The sequence below is a fragment of the Stenotrophomonas sp. UBA7606 genome (genome assembly GCF_002477705.1).
Classification (GTDB): Bacteria; Pseudomonadota; Gammaproteobacteria; order Xanthomonadales; family Xanthomonadaceae; genus Stenotrophomonas.
This window is the reverse complement of record NZ_DLJW01000088.1, coordinates 23,973-42,701: the sequence shown is the minus strand read 5'-3', so window position 1 is coordinate 42,701 and position 18,729 is coordinate 23,973. Positions and strand designations below refer to the sequence as shown.

21 protein-coding genes and 1 pseudogene are annotated in these 18,729 nt (G+C 65.1%); 18 read left to right on the top strand and 4 right to left on the bottom strand.

Annotated elements, in window-relative coordinates; translation table 11 throughout:
* From B2527_RS11290 to B2527_RS11280, 3 genes and pseudogenes are all read left to right on the top strand, one after another.
* A pseudogene (locus tag B2527_RS11290) lies at nt 1-771 on the top strand (ribonucleoside-diphosphate reductase); the annotation flags it as partial.
* Between the two features lie 144 nt (nt 772-915).
* Nucleotides 916-1,689, top strand: coding sequence for a hypothetical protein (locus B2527_RS11285; RefSeq protein ID WP_293712210.1), 774 nt, complete (start codon nt 916-918; stop codon nt 1,687-1,689).
* Nucleotides 1,690-1,765: 76 nt separating this feature from the next.
* Nucleotides 1,766-2,605 carry an NrdJb gene (locus tag B2527_RS11280; RefSeq protein WP_293712207.1) on the top strand — a complete coding sequence of 280 codons (840 nt, stop codon included), beginning with the start codon at nt 1,766-1,768 and terminating at the stop codon, nt 2,603-2,605.
* A gap of 339 nt (nt 2,606-2,944) precedes the next feature.
* On the opposite strand, the gene B2527_RS11275 is transcribed toward B2527_RS11280, so the two are convergent.
* Nucleotides 2,945-3,391 carry a DUF4189 domain-containing protein gene (locus B2527_RS11275; RefSeq protein WP_293712205.1) on the bottom strand — a complete coding sequence of 149 codons (447 nt, stop codon included), beginning with the start codon at nt 3,389-3,391 and terminating at the stop codon, nt 2,945-2,947.
* Between the two features lie 51 nt (nt 3,392-3,442).
* Here B2527_RS11275 and B2527_RS11270 point away from each other — a divergent pair, with 51 nt between their 5' ends.
* From B2527_RS11270 to B2527_RS11255, 4 genes are all read left to right on the top strand, one after another.
* Entirely contained in the window at nt 3,443-3,745 is a 303-nt protein-coding gene (locus B2527_RS11270) for a hypothetical protein (protein ID WP_293712203.1), read from the top strand.
* A 134-nt stretch (nt 3,746-3,879) separates the two neighbouring features.
* Nucleotides 3,880-5,268: a type II toxin-antitoxin system HipA family toxin YjjJ gene (gene yjjJ, locus B2527_RS11265; RefSeq protein ID WP_293712201.1), complete on the top strand. Its 1,389-nt coding sequence runs from the start codon at nt 3,880-3,882 to the stop codon at nt 5,266-5,268.
* Between the two features lie 291 nt (nt 5,269-5,559).
* Entirely contained in the window at nt 5,560-6,243 is a 684-nt protein-coding gene (locus B2527_RS11260; RefSeq protein ID WP_293712198.1) for a hypothetical protein, read from the top strand.
* A gap of 365 nt (nt 6,244-6,608) precedes the next feature.
* Nucleotides 6,609-7,154 (top strand): hypothetical protein, encoded by a 546-nt coding sequence (locus B2527_RS11255; RefSeq protein ID WP_293712195.1) that lies wholly within the window; start codon nt 6,609-6,611, stop codon nt 7,152-7,154.
* 120 nt (nt 7,155-7,274) lie between these two features.
* Here the strand turns inward: B2527_RS11255 and B2527_RS11250 are convergent, their stop codons facing one another.
* Complete coding sequence (locus B2527_RS11250) at nt 7,275-7,805, bottom strand: AAA family ATPase (protein WP_293712192.1); 531 nt, start codon at nt 7,803-7,805, stop codon at nt 7,275-7,277.
* 143 nt (nt 7,806-7,948) lie between these two features.
* Here B2527_RS11250 and B2527_RS11245 point away from each other — a divergent pair, with 143 nt between their 5' ends.
* The 5 genes from B2527_RS11245 (at nt 7,949) to B2527_RS11225 (ending at nt 11,601) form a co-directional block, all read left to right on the top strand.
* The gene (locus B2527_RS11245) at nt 7,949-8,644 is read left to right on the top strand and encodes a hypothetical protein (RefSeq protein ID WP_293712189.1); all 696 of its coding nucleotides are present in this window, start codon (nt 7,949-7,951) and stop codon (nt 8,642-8,644) included.
* 61 nt (nt 8,645-8,705) lie between these two features.
* Nucleotides 8,706-9,869: an alpha/beta fold hydrolase gene (locus tag B2527_RS11240; RefSeq protein ID WP_293712186.1), complete on the top strand. Its 1,164-nt coding sequence runs from the start codon at nt 8,706-8,708 to the stop codon at nt 9,867-9,869.
* 63 nt (nt 9,870-9,932) lie between these two features.
* On the top strand, nt 9,933-10,592 hold the full coding sequence (locus B2527_RS11235; protein ID WP_293712182.1) for a glutathione S-transferase family protein: 660 nt from the start codon (nt 9,933-9,935) through the stop codon (nt 10,590-10,592).
* Nucleotides 10,585-10,983, top strand: a complete 399-nt coding sequence (locus tag B2527_RS11230; RefSeq protein WP_293712179.1) for a hypothetical protein — start codon at nt 10,585-10,587, stop codon at nt 10,981-10,983. Before B2527_RS11235 ends, B2527_RS11230 begins: the two co-directional genes overlap by 8 nt.
* 309 nt (nt 10,984-11,292) lie before the next feature.
* Nucleotides 11,293-11,601, top strand: a complete 309-nt coding sequence (locus tag B2527_RS11225; protein ID WP_293712176.1) for a hypothetical protein — start codon at nt 11,293-11,295, stop codon at nt 11,599-11,601.
* Nucleotides 11,602-11,652: 51 nt separating this feature from the next.
* Here the strand turns inward: B2527_RS11225 and B2527_RS11220 are convergent, their stop codons facing one another.
* Nucleotides 11,653-12,633 (bottom strand): HPP family protein, encoded by a 981-nt coding sequence (locus B2527_RS11220; RefSeq protein ID WP_293712174.1) that lies wholly within the window; start codon nt 12,631-12,633, stop codon nt 11,653-11,655.
* Nucleotides 12,634-12,790: 157 nt separating this feature from the next.
* On the opposite strand from B2527_RS11220, the gene B2527_RS11215 reads away from it, so the two are divergent.
* From B2527_RS11215 to B2527_RS11195, 5 genes are all read left to right on the top strand, one after another.
* Nucleotides 12,791-13,594: a hypothetical protein gene (locus B2527_RS11215; RefSeq protein ID WP_293712172.1), complete on the top strand. Its 804-nt coding sequence runs from the start codon at nt 12,791-12,793 to the stop codon at nt 13,592-13,594.
* A gap of 179 nt (nt 13,595-13,773) precedes the next feature.
* Nucleotides 13,774-14,493 (top strand): TorF family putative porin, encoded by a 720-nt coding sequence (locus B2527_RS11210; RefSeq protein WP_293712169.1) that lies wholly within the window; start codon nt 13,774-13,776, stop codon nt 14,491-14,493.
* Nucleotides 14,494-14,593: 100 nt separating this feature from the next.
* Complete coding sequence (locus B2527_RS11205; RefSeq protein ID WP_293712166.1) at nt 14,594-15,484, top strand: LysR family transcriptional regulator; 891 nt, start codon at nt 14,594-14,596, stop codon at nt 15,482-15,484.
* A 152-nt stretch (nt 15,485-15,636) separates the two neighbouring features.
* Complete coding sequence (locus B2527_RS11200; protein WP_293712163.1) at nt 15,637-16,689, top strand: NAD(P)-dependent alcohol dehydrogenase; 1,053 nt, start codon at nt 15,637-15,639, stop codon at nt 16,687-16,689.
* 11 nt (nt 16,690-16,700) lie between these two features.
* Nucleotides 16,701-17,684, top strand: coding sequence for an aldo/keto reductase (locus B2527_RS11195; RefSeq protein ID WP_293712160.1), 984 nt, complete (start codon nt 16,701-16,703; stop codon nt 17,682-17,684).
* On the opposite strand, the gene B2527_RS11190 is transcribed toward B2527_RS11195, so the two are convergent.
* Nucleotides 17,629-17,988, bottom strand: coding sequence for a hypothetical protein (locus B2527_RS11190; RefSeq protein ID WP_293712158.1), 360 nt, complete (start codon nt 17,986-17,988; stop codon nt 17,629-17,631). The two genes, B2527_RS11195 and B2527_RS11190, sit on opposite strands and share 56 nt — an antisense overlap.
* A 169-nt stretch (nt 17,989-18,157) precedes the next feature.
* Here B2527_RS11190 and B2527_RS11185 point away from each other — a divergent pair, with 169 nt between their 5' ends.
* A complete protein-coding gene (locus B2527_RS11185; RefSeq protein ID WP_414717073.1) occupies nt 18,158-18,724 on the top strand; it encodes a M23 family metallopeptidase in 567 nt (188 codons plus the stop codon).
* Nucleotides 18,725-18,729: the final 5 nt, after the last annotated feature.

The window sequence follows — 18,729 nt, the reverse complement described above, 5'->3', positions numbered from 1 at the left end:
ATGCTGCGCCAGCGCCCGGAAATGAAGAAGGACGGCTGGAAGGTCGGCCAGAAGATCGCCGGCAAGGTGCTGCACGCCCGCTACAGCCGCTACATGCAGCGCGTGGCCACGGTGGCCCCGGAGCTGGTGGAAGAACTGGCCACGGTCGGTTCGCGCTTCACCCACCACAGCTCCATCGCCCCGACCGGCACCATCAGCCTGTCGCTGGCCAACAACGCCTCCAATGGCATCGAGCCCTCGTTCGCGCACCATTACAGCCGCAACGTGATCCGCGAAGGCAAGAAGTCCAAGGAAAAGGTGGACGTGTTCTCGTTCGAGCTGCTGGCCTACCGCCAGCTGGTCAACGCCAAGGCCATGCCGTTCTCCGACGAGGCCGACGCCCAGCTGCCGGAGTACTTCATCAGCGCCGACGACATCTCGCCCCAGGAACACGTGGACGTGCAGGCCGCCGCGCAGAAGTGGGTCGACAGCTCGATCTCCAAGACTGCCAACGTACCGACCGATTACCCGTACGAGCAGTTCAAGGACATCTATCGCTACGCCCACGAGCAGGGCCTGAAGGGCTGCACCACCTTCCGCTTCAACCCCGCCGCCTTCCAGGGCGTGCTGGTCAAGGAAGCGGACCTGGAGAACACCACCTACCGCTTCGAGCTGGAAGACGGCCAGGTGGTGGAGGTCAAGGGCAACGAACAGATCGAGTACGACGGCGAGATGCACACCGCCGCCAACCTGTTCGACGCCCTCAAGGAAGGCTACTACGGCAAGTTCTGAGTGCCTTCACTGCCCACCCGGCCGCGGCCGGGTGGGCAGGACGGTGGTCCCAGCGCCACCGGGTTGTTGCGCGTTTGTTCCACGTAGCATCGGCTTCGATATAGCATCGCCAACGTAAAGACCCGATGCCCTGAGGAGGGCTATATGAGCAATGGTAATGGTGTGACCGCGACCGTAACCCAGGTTGCCGAGAACGTGAAAGAAACCGCAGCCAACGTCGGCGAGACCATCGCCGTGACCGCCAGCGACGCCGTGGCCGCCATCAAGACCGGTGCCAGGAAGGTCGAGGCCGGCGCCAAGAAGCAGGTGGCCAAGGTCAAGAAGGCAGTGAAGAAGGCCGAGAAGACCGTGGTCAAGAAGGCTGCCGCCGCCAAGAAGGCCGTGGCCAAGAAGACCGCTGCCGCCAAGAAGGAAGTGACCAAGAAGGTCAGCTCCATGCGCCAGAAGCTGGAGGCCGCCAAGGCCAATGCCCAGGCCGAGGCCGCTGATCTGAAGAAGAAGGGCGCCGGCAAGCGCGCTGCCACCAAGAAGGCCATCGCCAAGGTCGAGAAGAAGGCCGCCGGCAAGGCTGCCTCCGCCAAGAAGACCGTGAAGGCTGCCGAGAAGAAGGTGGCCAAGGCCGTCAGCAAGAAGGCTGCCGCCGCCAAGAAGTCGGTGAAGGCCAACGAGAAGAAAATCGCCAAGGCCGTTGGCAAGAAGACCACCGCTGCCAAAAAGGCAGTGAAGAAGGTCGAGAAGAAGGCCGCCAAGAAGGTTGCCGCCGTCAAGAAGACGGTGAAGGCCACTGAAAAGAAGGTCGCCAAGAAGGTAGCCGCCAGCAAGAAGACGGTTGCCAAGAAGGCTGCCAGCGCCAAGAAGACGGTCGCCAAGAAGGCCACCGCAGTGAAGAAGGCCGTCAAGAAGGCCGCCCGCAAGTAAGCCGCACCGCGCACCCCGTCCTTCGGGACGGGGTTGCTGCCAATCCGTATAGCAACGCATAACCAGGACTCGCACCATGGCCGTCAAGATCGACAAGAAAATCAAGGGCTATTCCGTCATCACCCCGGACGACAAGGCCCGTGAAGCAGCAGCGGCCAAGGCCCCGGTGGCTGCCGCCCTGGACGAGTCCCCGGCCGACAACATCGTGCACATGCACGAGCGCATCGAGCGCCCGGAAGTGCTGATCGGCAGCACCTACAAGATCAAATCGCCGCTGGTGGAGCACGCCTTCTACGTGACCATCAACGACATCGTGCTCAACCAGGGCACCGAGCACGAACTGCGCCGTCCGTTCGAGATCTTCATCAACTCCAAGTCGATGGAGCACTTCCAGTGGATCGTGGCGCTGACCCGCATCATGTCCGCCGTGTTCCGCAAGGGTGGCGATGTCACCTTCATCGTTGACGAAATGAAGGCCGTGTTCGACCCGAAGGGCGGTTACTTCAAGGCCGGTGGCGTGTACATGCCGTCGCTGGTCGCCGAGCTGGGCTCCATCGTCGAAGACCACATGAAGTCGATCGGCCTCCTGCAGGACCCGGAAATGAGCGCCCACCAGCGCGCCCTCATCGCCGAAAAGCGCAAGCAGTTCGAAGAGCGCTCAAAAAAAAACAGTGAAGTAACCGCAGCGCCGGCGCAAAGCGCCGCGCTCGCCCCCTCCCTTTCGCAAAGCGAAGGGCAGGGCCGGGGAGGGCTAGCGCTTGATGTTGCCGTCGCCTCCGAAGCCGACCCCGAAAGCGCCGACAACGGCAGCTTCCCGGCCAGCGCCAGCATGTGCCACAAGTGCAGCACCAAGGCGCTGGTGATCATGGATGGCTGCCAGACTTGCTTGAATTGTGGCTACTCCAAGTGCGGTTGATGCCGCAATGATGTAGCCCGGGTAAGCGCAGCGCACCCGGGGCTTTTGGGGAATCAATCAATGCGTTCGGCTGCTGGATTGCTCAGTGTCGGCGCACCAACGCATCGCGAATCCTGCCTGGTATCTGGGTTCATGCGGCCCCGGGTGCGCTGCGCTTACCCGGGCTACAACAGCCCGCGGACACGGGTGGCCGGATCCGTATTGGGGCGAAAGGCGCTTGGGCGTTGGTTTTGAATCGTAATGAAATGCGGTGTTCTTTCGATACGTCCCGGTACGAAATGGCGGCTGGAATCGGGTTTCCAATCTGCCCCTGGCCGTCGCAGGATGGAGCGTCGCTCCTCAATCCTGGGGAAGCGCACAACCTTCGCGGATGATGCTGCAGTCCCTGCCGCATTGGCGCAGGGCTTGGCGTTTCAGCTTGTCCAGGTTGTCATTGCCCGTCTTCCAGTGCCACTCCTCGGGGCCGGACGCCACCACGGCGCACTGATCGCCAAAGGTGAACTCCAGGCCGCAGTCTTCGCCACCGGCCGCCTCACATGGAGCAACGGCCTTGTCGCTGGCGTCCTGCGCGGAGCTGCCGTCCACGGTCCACCCCACGACCGAGTGCTTGCCCGAGGCGAACGCGCCCCATTGGCGTGCGTTGCTGTTGCGTTGGGTGTAGCCAACGCCATGTGCGGGCAGGTAGACCGAGTTGTAGGCGGCAGACCCCGGTTGTTGGGCAGCAGCGGTGAGGATGCTGCCGCAGGCGAGGCCAATCAGCAGCAGCATTTGGGTCACTGACTTCATGTCGGACTTCCATAGGCGGACTTCGTTTGATCAGAGCCTACGTCCGGTCTGATGAAACTGGAGTTGCTGCCAAGCAGAGATGCGCGCTGCTGCTTGCTGCACACCGGCGTTGTTCCCAAGCGCAAACGCCGCGCCCAGGACCGCATGTACCGCCGCTACCCGGGATGGGTCCGCCTCCTTCCTCAAACGGGCGGGGCCGAGCGACCGACCGCACCTTCGATCAGTATCTCGATCAATGCATGCGAAAACAGGAGTGAGAGTCGGTTTGCCGCGCTGGCGCTCGTCGGAAGCGTTCTCTTGGTTCTCCAGAGTCAGTTGGAACCGCGGCAACAGGCGCTTGATAGCCGCACGTGACGGAAGGGGAATCGTAAAGAAATTATCCGCTGGTTGTGACGGATTCAAATAAAATATCTATCTGTATCAATGTCTTGAAATTGAGTGTTATGAGAAGTATCGTTTCTTGAATCGTAAAGAAACGAGCGCTGATCATGGCCCGTCCTTCCTCCGTTAGCGTCCTGCAACTGCTTGATCTGCTTCAAAGTGGCGATCCGGTGCCGGCCGGCGAGTTGGTCGAAAAGCTGGCCGTTTCCCGCCCCGTGTTGTCGCGGTTGGTAGCGGAAGCCGGTGACCGGGTGCGCCGGGTTGGCAAGGCGCGCGCCACGGCCTACGTGGCTACTGCGCTGGTCCGGCCCAACAGGTGGCCGCTTTACCGCATGGGCCCGGAAGCGAACATGGAAGAGCTGGGTACCTTGCATGCGTTGCGTGGAGACCGTTTCCTTTTCGAGCCCACGGGTGATCGCCCGAACCTCATGCACCAAGTGGATGGTCCGGCGGGCTACTTCCCGGGACTGCCCTGGTTTCTGGACGACGTGCGCCCGCAGGGCTTCCTTGGTCGTTCCATGGCGCATCGCCTGGGCCGGGCATTGGGTGTGCCCGTCGACCTGAAGAGCTGGCAGTCACGCGACAACCTGCTCGGCATCCTGCACGGCGGCACCAGTATCGGCGACCTGCTGTTGGGGCAGGCTGCCATCGACCGTGCGTTGCGGGATGTGGATGCGCCACCGGACCAGGTGGACATGAACCGTCGGCTGGAGATCTATGCCATTCGCGCCAAGGAGGCGCTCGACGGCGAGGATGTGGGCTCATCTCCCGGCGGTGAGCAGCCCAAGTTCACGGCAACCGTTGTTAGCGCTGCCCGTCGTTACGCCGCCTTGGTCAAGTTCGCGCTGCCAGCGGTGAACCCGGTGGGCGCGCGTTGGGCGGATCTGCTCACCTGCGAGCATCTGGCTTTGACCACGCTGCGGGAAGCAGGCGTTTCCGCTTCCCGCACACAGTTGCTTCGCAGCGATGACCACGTGTTCCTGGAAGTGGAGCGGTTTGATCGCACGGACGTCTTGGGCAGGCGCGGCTTTGTTTCGCTGTTGGCGTTGGATGCGGCCTTCGTAGGCGAGGGAACACGTGACTGGGGTGTGGCTGGCGAACAGCTTGTCGGCCAGCGACTGATCACCCAGGACGCCGCCGAGACCATGGCGCGGCTGCATTGGTTCGGCAGGTTCATCGGCAATACCGACATGCATCTTGGCAACATCGGTTTCCACCTGATCGACCGTGGCCCGCTGCCGCTATGCCCGGCCTATGACATGTTGCCGATGTATATGGCGCCATCCGCGCAGAGTGGAAATATTCGCGCACTGGCACCGGTAAGCATCAATGCGCCGGGCAGGAGCGGACAAGCGCCGTTCATTGCCTGGGCCGCGCGGGTGGCGGTGCAGTTCTGGCAGCAGGTAGCCGAAGCAGAGGTTGCCGCAGACATCCAGGCAGTGGCGCGGCAGAACATGGACGTAGTCAGCCGCTACGCGCAGCGCTTCGGTAGCTGAAAAGAGCGCGGGTCAGCGTGACTGCTCCGCATTGAAGCCCAGAGTCGACGTCGGTTGTGTCGAAGAGGTTTGTCGGTCGCACGACCAGAAAGCGAATATTCCACGTGAGACAGTACAGACAGTAACTGCGCCGGATAGCTCGCCCCATCTTCAAACGCGCATGCACAACTGACGGTGGCAGCAGTCCCCGATGGTGCTGCCCGGGCCGCAGCAGCCGGTACAATCCGCGCATTCCCCTGCGCTGCAGACGGAATGACAGGGAAGCATCGTATTGGTCAGTTTGGGGTGTGCATGAAAGTCCGGATTCTGTGGGTGTCGTTGTTGATGGGTTTGTTGTTGGGCTGCACGCAGGCGCCAGCCGACGATGCGCAGGGCTCAGCTGCCGCTGCGGCAGCAGCGCCACAACCCGAGGTGCAGGCCAATGCCGATCCCGAAGCCGGGATCGCGGATAGCGAATCCTCCCCCTACGAAGAAGGGGAGCCCGAGGACGATGCGCCCACGCCTGCGGCATTCGATTACGAACCCAGCTGTGAGGAAGCGCCGCTGGCAACGCACTTCTTCACCCTGGTGGGCGGCAATACCGTGGACAACTGCGGTCGTGCCGATGCCAAGGTGACCGCCGCGTTCGACGAACTGATGAAGGAAGCCGCGCAGGGCGATATCGCCGATCCGGACGTACCTTCGCAACGCGAGCGTCTGCTGAGCGGGCCCAGTGGCCCCGGCGTGCCGAAGACCCTGGGGCGGGAGACATGGTGGTTCTACACCGCCTGCCAGGCGCACCAATGCGGTACCCACCAGCTTGCAATGCTCTACCAACCCGAGCAGACGCGGCTGGTTGGCCGCCTGTTGTCGCGCTGCAAGGTCCGGTGGCTGGGCAATCCGAGCGCCGAGCAGCGCGAGTTGATCGACGACACCGCGCCGGTGGATGCCAGCCTGCTGCGCAGTGATGGCTCAACCTGCGACGACGAACTGTAAGCAGGCTCGCCGCGCAAGCGGTCCCGCTTACAGCGGCAATCCAAAGGGGCGCACGCACCTGTGCACGGCGACCTGGCCAAGGGCGGAGCAATCCGCCCTTCTCCATTGGAGGCTGTCCGTCCGCCGGTACAAAAAAACCCACCTGCTGCCGCTTGGATCTATCGGAATCCCGTTATGATCCATCGCCACCGGCGCTGCCATATCCTTGGGGAAGGTCGGCATGCGGGGCATTCAACCATCAAACAGGGGGATCTATGCGGCATGTTTTCATGGTGCTTTTCGTCGTTTGCATGTTGCCAGGCTGTGTCAGCACCAAGACGGTAAAGGCGGACGTTCCCGCCTTGCAGGCGGGCGGGCACCAGACCGTGACCGTCACCCGCCGCGAGGCCCCTTCCTTCAGTGCCATGACCGCAGGCAAGGCGACCTTTGGTTTGATCGGCGCCGCGGCGATGATCTCTGCTGGCAATACGATTGTCAGGGAAAACCAGGTTGAGGACCCGGCCATCGCGATCGCCAACGGGTTGGGTGAGGCACTTGCTGGGCAGTTGTCCGTGCCGGTGAAGTTGGCCAACGGCACCCTGGATGCGAGCGATGCGGCAGGCATCCGCAAACAGTACCCGGATGGCGGGTTGGTATTGGACGTGCAGACGGTGAACTGGAGTTTTGTCTACTTCCCAACGGACTGGAACAACTACCGGGTGATCTACAGCGTGAAAATGCGCTTGGTCGATACCCGCAGCGGCAAGCTTCTGGCCGAAGGCTTTTGCGCGCGCGTTCCGGAGAACACCGATGATGCCCCCAGCTACGACCAACTGGTCGACAACGGTGCCGAGGGACTCAAGCAGCGCCTGAAACAGTCCGGTGAGCAATGCCAGCAGGAGCTCAAGACGCAGGTGTTGGGTCTGTCCTGATGCAGGACCGTGGGCAGCGCGGAGTTACCGCGCTGCCCCGCCAACGGGTTCCATCACGGCTGCCACGCGCGGCGCTCGATTGCCTGGCAGCCAAAGCGATGCCGACTCAACGCTGCAATCTCAGCGCTGCAATGCCTCGGCGCGATAGAAAGCTTCCAGCTCGCTTGGGCTGCCCAAGCGCAGCTTGGGCAGCTCGATGCTGCCGAACAAGGCCGCATAGCTGCGCCGGTTGCGCGGCGTCACCACGCCGATGTGGTGGAGCATTTCCCACTTCACCGAGTCCTTGTTGCCGGCCAGTGCGCCGTGGCGGGCGTGCTCGAGCCAGGTGCGACGGAAGTAGCGGTACAGGCTGGTCGGGGTGGGCAGGTCGAGCAGGATGAAACCGGTGGCGCGTTGCAGGCGCTGCGGCAGGGCGCGGGAATAGTTGCCCTCCATCACCCAGTACGGCTGCTGGATGGCGGCGTCATGCAGTTGCAGGAAGTCCGCTTCCGGGCGCGGCTGCCAGTTGCTGTGCGGCAGGTGGAACAGCTGGTCCAGGTGGACGGCAGGCAGCTGCCTTTGCCGCGCGATGGCGACGGCCAGGGTGGATTTGCCACTGTTGGACGGCCCCATGATGCAGATACGCGGGCCCAGCTCGGCGAGGGTGGTCATGTGGCATCCGCGCGGGTTCTGGAGGGGTGCGCTGCAGCCTAAACCATGGCCTGCCGGATGACGGCATACCGCCGGCAGCCGAGTCCGGCGCGTCCCGGCGATTTGGGGGATGATGGCGGCAAGACCCTACCGGTGGACCGCGCATGCCCAGGCACGACAGCGTTACCCTGCAAGGCAACATCATTCATTTGATCTACGGTCCCAAGGGCGGCATCGAGGGGGCCCTGCTACGGGTGGGCAGCCGCCAGCTGCAACTGGTGCTGGACAAGGATGACCACGCATCGGCGGCCTATCTGGCCGGCCTGGCGCCCGATGCCACGGTCGCTGCGCTGGCCGCCGAACTGCCGCCGTCCGACAAGGGGCCGGCCGCGCACCCGCTGTACCAGCTGCACAAGCTGCCCGCCATGGGCCGGCGCGGCACCAAGGCCGCACCCGCAGGCAGCGGGCGGACCTACAGCGGCAAAGTGGTGCGGCTGAATTATGCACGTCATGGCGAGGCCAACGGGGTGGTGCTGGACAGTGGCGACTTCATCCACACTCGTCCTGAGGGCATGCGCAAGCTGGCGCTGAAACCCGGCAGCAAGGTGGAAGCCGAGGGTGAGGCCCGGCCGCTGTTGCATGGTGGCGGCCAGGTGGTGGAGGCAAGCCGGGTCAATGGCGTGGCGATGGGCAAGGCGCCGGCCAAGGCAGCCAAGAAGGTGACGAAGAAAGCAGTGAAGAAGGTCACTAAAAAGGTAGTCAAAAAGGCTTCCAGCAAGGCCGTCAAGAAGGCTGCGGCAAAACCCAAAGCCGCCGCACCGCGCGCAGGCAGATCCGCGGCTGGCAGGGCACAGCGCTGATCCACCGCCTGCAACCGGATTGGGCTAGCATCGGCGCACCCCGGGGCGGAGTGCGCCGATGATGATCGCGGTATTGCGCAGTCTATTGCTCGTTCTCGCGCTGCCAGCGTTGCTGCAGGCGGCCCCCGCATTGGCTACCCCTGGCAAGTTGCTGGAGGCCACGCCGATGGAAGCTGCGCCGGCTGGCGCCAGGGCGTGGCGGATCCGCTACGAAACCACCGACGTGGATGGCGATCCCACGCCGTCCACCGGTGTGCTGGTTGCGCCTGACGGCGCCAGCCCGGTGCAGGGCCGCAATGTGGTGGCATGGGCGCACGGCACGGTCGGCATCGAGCCCGCATGCACGCCAATCCGTAGCCTGGATCAGATCCCGGACCTCGCGGACATGCTGGCACGTGGCTGGGTGGTGGTGGCCACGGACTACCCCGGCCTGGGCACGCGCGGGCCGCATGCCTACCTGGCCGGTGATGCTGCGGCCGCGGCGGTACTGGATTCGGTGCGGGCGGCCGTCGGCTTTGCCCCCGCCGGCGCTGGCCGTCGCTTTGTTGCCTGGGGGCATTCGCAGGGCGGGCACGCTGCGTTGTTCACCGCGCAGCGGGCGCGCAGCTATGCACCTGAACTGCAGTTGCTGGGGGTTGCCGCAGTGTCGCCGCCCACCGATCTTGCGCAGAACATGCAGCATGCCGATACCACGGTACGCGGCCTGCTCACTGCCTTCACCGCGCGCAGCTGGGCCAAGGTCTATGGCGCCGATCTGGCGACCATCGCCAATCGCACCACCCAAGGTGTGATCGACCGCGCCACAGCAGGCTGCGAGGGCGATCCGTTCTCTGCCGCGGGTCTGGTGCGGCTGCTGCGGTTGCGCGCGCGGCTGGGCAATCTCGATCTGGGTGGGCGTGCACCCTGGGACGCGCTGATGGCGCGCAACTCGATCACCGCGCTGGGCAAGGGCATGGCACCTTTGCTGTTGGTGCAGTCCGATGCCGATGGGCTGGTGGCCACGCCGGTGACCCGCCGCTTCTTCAACCGCAGCTGCGAAAGCGGCGCCACGGTGCGCTACCTGGGCTTGCCCGATACCGGGCATGCCAACACCGCCATCGCATCGGCGGACGCGGTGCTGGCCTGGTTGGCCGAGCGCTTTGCCGGGCAAGCAGCGGTTGACGACTGTGCGGCACCGGCCGTCAATGGCGTTACAGTCGCCGCCCAGCCGGTACCGCAGGTGTAGTCCACCACGGCCGCTGCCAAATTCATTCCGGCGCTTTCAGGCGCATTGAACGGAGAGGGTGTGATGTCGCTCGTACTCTACGGTCATCCGTTTTCCTCCTACACGCAGAAGGTGCTGATCGCGCTTTACGAGAACGCCACGGCGTTCGAGTTCCGGCTGATTGCCCCGGAGGAGGCTGAGAATGTGGGGCAGTGGCTGCAACGCTGGCCGCTGGGCAAGTTTCCGCTGCTGCTGGATGGCGAGCGCAGTGTGGTGGAGACCAGCATCATCATCGAATACCTGCAGCTGCAGCACCCCGGCCCGGTGGGGTTGTTGCCCGCTGCGCCGATGCAGGCCCTGGACGTGCGCTTCCACGACCGCTTCTTCGATCTGCATGTGATGAGCCCGGTGCAGCATGCGGTGGCGGGGGCACTGAGCGGCGATGCCGACAAACGCGAAGAAGCGCGCGGCTTTGCCGAACAAAAGCTGGAACTGGCTTATGCCTGGTGCGAAGCGCAGTTGCCGGGCAAGCATTGGGCCTGTGGCCACGCTTTCTCGCTGGCCGATTGTGCGGCTGCGCCGGCGCTGTTCTACGCTGACTGGACGCACCGCATCAGCGACGCCTATCCGCTGCTGCAGGCCTACCGTGCACGCCTGCTGCAACGGCCGTCGTTTTCCCGCGCGGTGGACGAGGCGCGCGGCTACCGGCAGCTGTTTCCGCTGGGTGCGCCGCAACGTGATTGAGCCGCGTCGGCCACCGGCGTGGGCACGCTATCCCGGCTCCATCCTGATCCGCTTGGCAGCCTTCCTGCTGCCGTTGCTCGCGCTGTTGCTGTATGCCCGGCTGGCGGCTGCGCACGCCGCCGGGCAGACGCATCGGGGTGATACCGGCCTGGGCATTGCCTTGCTGCTGGGGGCGGTGGCCTTGCTGATGCTGCTGGGTTTCAGCATTGATCTGCTGTTGCAGCTGGTGCGCGGACGTCACTGGAATGCACTCACCGATGCCTTTGTCATCGCGCTGCTGCTGATGCCGTTTGGGTGGGTGGGATGCAACTGGTTTGGTGTGCAGCAGAGCACCGTCTGTAGACTGCCGATCGAGGCGTTTTCGGCTGTATTGGGGTGGTTGCAGCTGTAGCGCTGGCAGCGCCGCGCACGTAATCCGCGCGCCCACAGAGGTATTCGAGCCGTGGATGGCCTATGCTCCGGGGCTTATTCACCCATGCAGGGAGGCTGGACGATGAAAGAAGGAATGTTGCGTCACGGTGCTGTGCTTGCCGGTCTGTTGTTGCTTGCGGCCTGCGGGAAGAGCCCCACGCCTGCAGATCCGGAGCCCGCGGCTGCAGCTGCGGCAACGCCGCCACCGGCAAGCGCGCCGGCGCCCGCCGAGCCGAACAGTAACGTAGTGCACAAGGATGCTGCGGCACCGGCAGGGCTGCAGGCCTGCATGATTGCTGGTGAATTCCAGTTGCTGGGCCAGCGCATCCGCTCGCGCGATTGTGTGCAGGTGCTCGATGGCGGGCGTGAGCAGGATCTGCGCAGACTCTGTGAAGGTCTGGCACAGGGCTCGGCACAGATGGGCGGCAAGGCCGGCGAGGTGACCTATATGGATGCCTGCCCGTCGCCGTCGCAAGGCAGCTGCCAAGGTGTGTTCGGGGGCGCGTTTGCCGGCTACTACTACGAGCGTTCCGCTGAGGATCTGGCGTCGCTGCCAGCGAGCTGCGCGCACGGTGGTGGTCGCTGGGTGGCCAACTGACGGCTGCAACCGCGTATTGAACATCGTGCTGACGATGCCGTCGGTGCGCGCTCAGTCGGTGCCGAGCTTTGCCCAGCGTCCGCCGTCGCGCAACGTCACCTCGAAGCGCGCCCAGCGGCGCAGCTCCTCGGCGCTGGCATGGCCGATATCGCCGCTGCCGTCACCGGCCACCACCGCATAGACCAGGCGGTCGGAGTCGGGGCCTGCCAAGGCCGGTGTTACCGAAATGCGGCGAACGCTCCAGGCACGGCCCAGGCGGCCATTGCTGTAGTAACGCCCAGGTTCGATGACCGCCGGGTGCAGGGCGTCGCGCTCGGCGTTCTGCTTGGCCAGCTCCAGCAGCTCGGTAAGGCTTTCGTCGGTGATGTCGACGAAGGAGTTGAGCTGGCCGATAGCCGCGTGGAAGTCCTCCTGGGTGAGGTCCACATGGCGCTGCGCCGAGGCCACCGGGGTAGTGCGCTGATGGCGACGGTGCAGGTGCACCGGGTAGCGGCGCCAGGCGAAGCAGGCATTGAAGGCAACGGCGGCCAGCAGGATGGCGGCCACGTTCACCGCCACCGGGGTGAGCAGGTAGTGGTAGCCGAGTGCGTGCACCTCGCCGCCACCGATCACCGCCGCCAGCGCGGTGGCACCGCCGGGGGGATGGATGCAGCGCAGGTAATGCATCGCGCCCACCGCCAAGCCAACCGCAAGCGCACCGGTCCAGACCTGCTCCGGGAACAGCAGCTGGCAACTGACGCCGATGAAGGCCGAGACCAGGTGGCCAGCAATCACTGCCCAGGGTTGCGACAGCGCGCCATGCGGCACGGCGAACACCAGCACCGCGCTTGCGCCCATTGACGCCAGCAGGATCGCGCCACCGGCGTGGTTGCCAAAGCCGTGGGGGAAGCACCAATGCGTCAGCTGGTAGACCACGCTGATGCCGATCAACGCGCCGATGGCCGATATCCACTTCTCGCCGTGGCTGGTCTGGTTGCGCTCGATGCTCAACCAGTTGCGTAGCGGCTGCAGGGCGGAGCTGACGGACTTCATGGCAGGGCAAGGCGATTGGGCGGAGCGCGTATTCTGAGGCTTGGCGGCCAGCGAAACTGTGCCTTGTCTGCACGCTTGATGCGGATTGGTTTGGCGCTCATGCCCGCAGGGCATGGGCCGGGTAGGATGGCCGGGTTCCCGTTGCGAATGGCGTGTGATGATTCCTGGTCCGTTGATTTCCTGGCAGATGTTGCTGTTGATGTTCGTGCTGCCGGCGCTGGGCGGAGTGCTCGCGGTGGTGCTGGTCATTCATGCCCTGCAGTACCGGCTGCGCCGCGTGGGCACATGGCGCGCGTTCTTCAGCTGGAAGATACGTATTGCCTGCCTGTTCGTGGCGGTGATGGCGGTTTGGGTGGGTTTCCTGGGCTTCAAGACGCTGCAGTTCCAGCGTGAGTTCACTATTGCCGCCTGGCATCGGCACAGTCGCGAGCAGTTTGTGCTGGATCGTGATTTCCAGTTTGGCGAGTTGCGCGTGCCCAAGGGCAGCCTGGTCAACCGACGCGACGTGTTCGACAACGGCGAGCCGCAGCGGCCGCTCGGCCTGCGTGGCCTGGACGGGGTGGTCTTCCCGCAACCGCTGCAGGTTGCCGGGGTATGGGCTGATGCGCTTACGGTGTCGCCGGGCCGGCTGCGGCTGAGCCGCGACGTGCGCATCCAGCCGGTGTATCACTACGACGGCGACCAAGGTGACTGGGTGGCGGACCCGGCGCGGGCTTTCATCGACTGCAAGGCGGGCGAGGATGCCTGGTTCCATACGCCACTGATCGACTACGACATCCAGGCCGAGTTCCTCACCGGTGAGCCTGACGGCGCGCAGGCGCGCTTCAAGCCCAGCCAGTGGCGCATCACCCATTGCGAGCCGGGTGACGGCCCGGTTCCGATCAAACCCGCGTTTGCCGAGCCGATGCCGAAAGGCGCGCAGCGGGCGGTGTTCGCGCCCGCGCAGGCGGCTGCGCCATAGCAGCAGGCTCGGCATGGCCGCTTGCTGATGCACCGCTGGCGCACAGCATGCACGCGATGGTTGGGCGTGGTTTTACGTGGATTTGATGCGCGGCCTGCTGGCCGCCATCGCGCCTTTACGGGCCGCACACCCACACTTTCCGCAGGCCACGCAGGGTGCGTGGTCACAACGGATACGCAATGAACACCACGCACACGCTGCGCCGCGCACGGCGCTGTTCTTTCCTGTTTTCCACGCTGCTGCTGGGCATCACCGCCACGGCCAGCGTCGGCGCACAACAACTCAGTGGCAGCGCCGCACTGACCAGCGATTACGTCTGGCGCGGCTCCACCCAAAGCCAGGGCAATGCGGCGGTGCAGGCGGGGTTCCGCGTGGCCGGCGACAATGGCCTGTACGCGGCGGTGTCCGGCTCCAGCGTGGAGTTCGCACCGCAGACCCATGCCAGCAGTGAACTGGATTTCATCGTTGGCTGGACCGGCGCACTGGGTACTGAGCTGGCGCTGGATGCCAACCTGCTGCATTACCGCTACCCGGCGACCACGGTGGATTTGAACTGGACCGAGCTCAACACCACGTTGACCTGGAAGAACAATTACTGGCTGTCACTGGGTTGGTCGGCGCAGGCATTGGCGACCCGCCAGGATGGGCTCTACAGCCAATTGGGCGCACGCCTGCCGCTGACCGATACGCTGCGCATGGAAGCATTGGCTGGCTACTACCGCCTGCAGGATGCCCCCGGCGGTGGCTATGCGCATGGACAGCTCAGTGCGATCTGGGCGCTGGCCGCGCCACTGGAGCTGCGCCTCAGCGCACACACTACAGACCAGCATGCACGCGCGCTGTTGGGTGACCACTACGCGGGCAGCCGTTGGGAAGTGGCGCTGCAGGGCAGCTTCTAGGCCTTGCCGGATGAACCGGCGTTGATGGACACGGCCCGGTGCATTGCGGTGACCGGGCCGTGTGCCGAAGATGGGCGCACCCCCACCGCAGGCGCCGTGCATGCCCCGCGAGAACCTCAACGACCTGGTGGCCTTCATCAGCATCGCCCGCGAAGGCAGCTTTACCCGCGCCGCGGCCCAGCTGGGCGTGTCGCAGTCCGCGCTCAGCCATACCGTGCGGGCGCTGGAAGCGCGGCTCGGCATCCGCCTGCTCACCCGCACCACCCGCAGCGTGGCGATGACCGAGGCCGGTGAGCACCTGTACCAGTCGGTAGCGCCACGGCTGGACGAGATCCAGGACGAGTTGGCGATGATGGGCGAGTTCCGCGACCGGCCGGCGGGCACCGTGCGCATCAACTGCGCCGGTCATGCCGCCGATCTGTACGTGTGGCCGCGCCTGCAGCCGGTGCTGGATGACTACCCGGAACTGAAGGTGGAGCTCACCGTGGACTACGGCCTGACCGACATCGTCGCCGAGCGCTTCGATATCGGCATCCGCCTGGGTGAGCAACTGGCGCGCGACATGATCGCGGTGCCGGTCAGCCCGGTCCAGCGCATCGCGGTGGTGGCCACGCCGGCATATTTTGCCGCGCACGGCGTGCCGCGGCAGCCGCAGGAGCTGGCTGCGCACAACTGCATCGGTATGCGCCTGCCTACCCATGGCGGTTTGCTGCCGTGGGAGTTCGACAAGGCCGGGCAGTCGTGCAAGCTGCGGGTCAGCGGGCAATGGACCTTCAATGCCAGCGCCCCGGCGCTGCGCGCGGCGCTGGCCGGGGCGGGCGTGGCCTACCTGCCGGAAGACATGTTGCAGGAGCACCTGTCCGCGGGCCGCCTGCAGCGCGTGCTGGAGGACTGGTGCGAGCCCTATGACGGTTATTACGCCTACTACCCCAGCCGCCGCCAGTCCTCGCGCGCGCTGCAGGTGGTGATTGCCGCGCTGCGCAGCGGCTAGCAAGGCCCCGGGCGCCCCGTTACCCTCGTGGCCCTTGGCGCCACGGATTAATGAGCTGTGCTCATTACCGCATCCTGCCCGCGCGGCTTACTCCGTCACCTGCGCCTGCCTAGACTGGCAGCCTTTGCTGCTCCCGACCCCAAGGCTCCCCCATGAAAACCTACGGCTACGCCGCCTTCGATACCACCTCGCCGCTGGCGCCTTATGCCTTCGAGCGCCGCGCGCTGCGCGGCAACGATGTGGCGATGGAAATCCTCTACTGCGGCGTCTGCCACTCGGACCTGCATACCGCGCGCAATGACTGGGGCTGGAGCTATTACCCGATCGTACCGGGCCACGAAATCGTCGGCCGGGTGATTGCCGTGGGTGCCGATGTCAGCCGCTACCAGGTGGGTGATCACGTCGCGGTCGGCTGCATGGTCGACAGCTGCATGGAATGCGACCAATGCCACCGTGGCGAGGAGCAGCTGTGCCGGCAAGGCATGGTGGGCACCTATGCCGGGGCCGACCGCATCAGTGGCGCGCCCACTCAGGGCGGCTATTCCAAGCACCTGGTGGTGCGCGAGGAGTTCTGCCTGCGCATGCCCGAAGGCCTGGACCTGGCACGTGCGGCGCCGCTGCTGTGTGCAGGCATCACCACCTGGTCGCCACTGCGGCATTGGAACGTCGGCCCGGGCAGCCGCGTTGGCGTGATCGGCCTGGGTGGCTTGGGCCATATGGCGGTGAAGCTGGCGGTGGGCTTGGGCGCGGACGTCACTGTGCTCAGCCGCAGCCCGTCCAAGCAGGCCGATGCGCTGGAACTGGGCGCCGACCGCCTGCTGGTGTCCAGTGATCCGGACGCGATGGCGCAGGCCAACAATGGTTTTGACCTGATCATCGACACGGTGCCGGTCAAGCACGCGCTGGATCCGTATCTGCCGCTGCTGGACGTGGATGGCACGCTGGTGATCGTTGGCCAGATCGGGCCGATGGAAGAGACCAATACGGTGCCGCTGCTGCTGGGCCGCCGCCGCATTGCCGGTTCGCCGATCGGCGGCATCCGCGAGACCCAGGAACTGCTGGATTTCTGCGCGAAGAAAAACATCCTGCCGGACTGCGAAACCATCCGCATGCAGGACATCAACCACGCCTACGAGCGCATGGAGCGCTCGGATGTGCGCTACCGCTTTGTCATCGACATGGCATCGCTGGCCGCAGACGCTTGAGGAGCATGACCATGCAAACACGTGTACTGGGTAACAGTGGCCTGCAGGTGTCGGCACTGGGCCTGGGCTGCATGGGCCTGACCCATGCCTACGGCCAGCCCGTGCCGCGCGCCGAGGGCATCGCCCTGATCCGCGCGGCCCACGCGCGCGGTGTCACTTTCTTCGATACGGCCGAGGTCTATGGCCCGTATACCAATGAAGACCTGCTGGGCGAAGCCCTGGCACCGATCCGCGACGAAGTGGTGATCGCCACCAAGTTCGGCTTCCGCAACGCCGACGCCAGCAAAGGGGTGGACAGCCGCCCGCAGAACATCCGCGCGGTGGCCGAGGCCTCGCTCAAGCGCCTGCGCACCGACCGCATCGACCTGTTCTACCAGCACCGGGTGGATCCGGCGGTGCCGATGGAAGACGTGGCCGGCACCGTGCGCGACCTGATCGCCGAAGGCAAGGTCAAACACTTTGGCCTGTCCGAGGCGGGCGTGGAGTCCATCCGCCGCGCCCATGCGGTGCAGCCGGTGGCGGCCTTGCAGAGCGAGTACTCGCTGTGGTGGCGCGAGCCGGAGCAGCAGATCCTGCCGCTGCTGGAAGAACTGGGTATCGGCTTCGTACCGTTCAGCCCCTTGGGCCGGGGCTTCCTGACCGGCGCGATGGACGCGAGCACAAGCTTCGAGGCCACCGACTTCCGCGCCAATCTGCCGCGCTTCTCGGAGGCCAACCGCCGCGCCAATGCACAGTTGGTCGAGGTGATTGGTGGCCTGGCGGCACGCAAGGGCATCAGCCACGCGCAGATCGCGTTGGCCTGGTTGCTGGCGCGCAAGCCGTGGATCGTGCCCATCCCCGGCACCACCAAGCTGCACCGGCTGGAGGAAAACCTGGGCGCGGCCGACGTGCAGCTGGACAGTGACGACATGGCGGCCATCCAGCAGGCGCTGGACGCAATCACCGTGGCCGGCGAACGCTATCCGCAACAGTTGCAGGCCGTGACCGGGCGTTGACGGTAGCAGCGATGGCGGGAGGCAAGACCCGCCATCGCCCGCGAGGAGGCAAGGCGTTGTCGCCGCGCTGGTGCAGACACCGGTGTGCGATCAAGCTGATGGCCGGGTGGAGCAACAGCATGCAGGCAACCTGCAAAGCTGCCATGCCCTGCGCGGCGATGAACGCCATCAACAGCGCAATCAGGCTGAAGACGGCAATGGCGTCGAACATCATGCGGCTCAGGCGGCCAATCGTGATGAGGAGCAGAAAATAGCTCGCTGCCGAAAGCAGAAGTAGCGGCGACAGTAGATCCAGCAGTGGCATCGCGGTCCTGGAACGGGGTCAGGATGCGGCAGTCTGCTCGCGGCGGATGTGCTGGATATGTGCTGATTGTGAAGCCGGTTTGAAGTTTGAAATGACGCAGAAATCGCTGGAAACAGCGCGATTCCTGCTGCTAGCGTATCGGCCAAATGGCCCACTTCGATGCACTTCCATGAACTCTGCGCTGCGTTCCGGTAACACCCGTTGGGTGCTGCTGTTGCTGTTCGTCATCCTGCTGGCGACAGGGGCAAGTTGGCTGTGGCAACAACCCTATGCCGTGGTTGCGCGTGAAAGCTGGAAGCTTGCGCGCCTGCCAGCGCCGACGGCCATCCAGGTGCCGGTGCAGGGCATCGCGCCACGGCAGATTGCCGCTACCTTTGGCGCACCGCGCGGGCGTGACCGCAAGCACCACGGTGTGGACATCTTCGGCAAACGCGGCACGCCGGTGCTGGCGGCCACGCAGGGTGTGGTGGCGGCGGTGCGCGACAGCGGCCTGGGTGGGCGCCAGGTGTGGGTGATCGGCCCGGGCGGGCAGCGCCATTACTACGCGCACCTGCAGGATTGGGTGCCGGGCCTGGCCTATGGCCGTATCGTGCAGGCAGGCGATGTGCTGGGCTTTGTCGGTGACAGCGGCAATGCGCGCGGTACCCCGCCGCACCTGCATTACGGCATCTATGGCAGCGACGGCCCGCTGGATCCGTTGCCGCTGATGCATGCAGGCCAGCCGCGCAAGCGGTAAGGTAC

Coding starts and splice junctions, on each gene's coding strand:
- B2527_RS11195 (WP_293712160.1), top strand. CDS start 16,701: ATGCAAACACGTGTACTGGGTAACAGTGGCCTGCAGGTGTCGGCACTG.
- B2527_RS11260 (WP_293712198.1), top strand. CDS start 5,560: ATGAAAGTCCGGATTCTGTGGGTGTCGTTGTTGATGGGTTTGTTGTTG.
- B2527_RS11205 (WP_293712166.1), top strand. CDS start 14,594: ATGCCCCGCGAGAACCTCAACGACCTGGTGGCCTTCATCAGCATCGCC.
- B2527_RS11240 (WP_293712186.1), top strand. CDS start 8,706: ATGATCGCGGTATTGCGCAGTCTATTGCTCGTTCTCGCGCTGCCAGCG.
- B2527_RS11215 (WP_293712172.1), top strand. CDS start 12,791: ATGATTCCTGGTCCGTTGATTTCCTGGCAGATGTTGCTGTTGATGTTC.
- B2527_RS11285 (WP_293712210.1), top strand. CDS start 916: ATGAGCAATGGTAATGGTGTGACCGCGACCGTAACCCAGGTTGCCGAG.
- B2527_RS11190 (WP_293712158.1), bottom strand. CDS start 17,988: ATGCCACTGCTGGATCTACTGTCGCCGCTACTTCTGCTTTCGGCAGCG.
- B2527_RS11250 (WP_293712192.1), bottom strand. CDS start 7,805: ATGACCACCCTCGCCGAGCTGGGCCCGCGTATCTGCATCATGGGGCCG.
- B2527_RS11210 (WP_293712169.1), top strand. CDS start 13,774: ATGAACACCACGCACACGCTGCGCCGCGCACGGCGCTGTTCTTTCCTG.
- B2527_RS11225 (WP_293712176.1), top strand. CDS start 11,293: ATGATTGCTGGTGAATTCCAGTTGCTGGGCCAGCGCATCCGCTCGCGC.
- B2527_RS11270 (WP_293712203.1), top strand. CDS start 3,443: ATGAAACTGGAGTTGCTGCCAAGCAGAGATGCGCGCTGCTGCTTGCTG.
- yjjJ (WP_293712201.1), top strand. CDS start 3,880: ATGGCCCGTCCTTCCTCCGTTAGCGTCCTGCAACTGCTTGATCTGCTT.
- B2527_RS11245 (WP_293712189.1), top strand. CDS start 7,949: ATGCCCAGGCACGACAGCGTTACCCTGCAAGGCAACATCATTCATTTG.
- B2527_RS11220 (WP_293712174.1), bottom strand. CDS start 12,633: ATGAAGTCCGTCAGCTCCGCCCTGCAGCCGCTACGCAACTGGTTGAGC.
- B2527_RS11280 (WP_293712207.1), top strand. CDS start 1,766: ATGGCCGTCAAGATCGACAAGAAAATCAAGGGCTATTCCGTCATCACC.
- B2527_RS11185 (WP_414717073.1), top strand. CDS start 18,158: ATGAACTCTGCGCTGCGTTCCGGTAACACCCGTTGGGTGCTGCTGTTG.
- B2527_RS11275 (WP_293712205.1), bottom strand. CDS start 3,391: ATGAAGTCAGTGACCCAAATGCTGCTGCTGATTGGCCTCGCCTGCGGC.
- B2527_RS11235 (WP_293712182.1), top strand. CDS start 9,933: ATGTCGCTCGTACTCTACGGTCATCCGTTTTCCTCCTACACGCAGAAG.
- B2527_RS11200 (WP_293712163.1), top strand. CDS start 15,637: ATGAAAACCTACGGCTACGCCGCCTTCGATACCACCTCGCCGCTGGCG.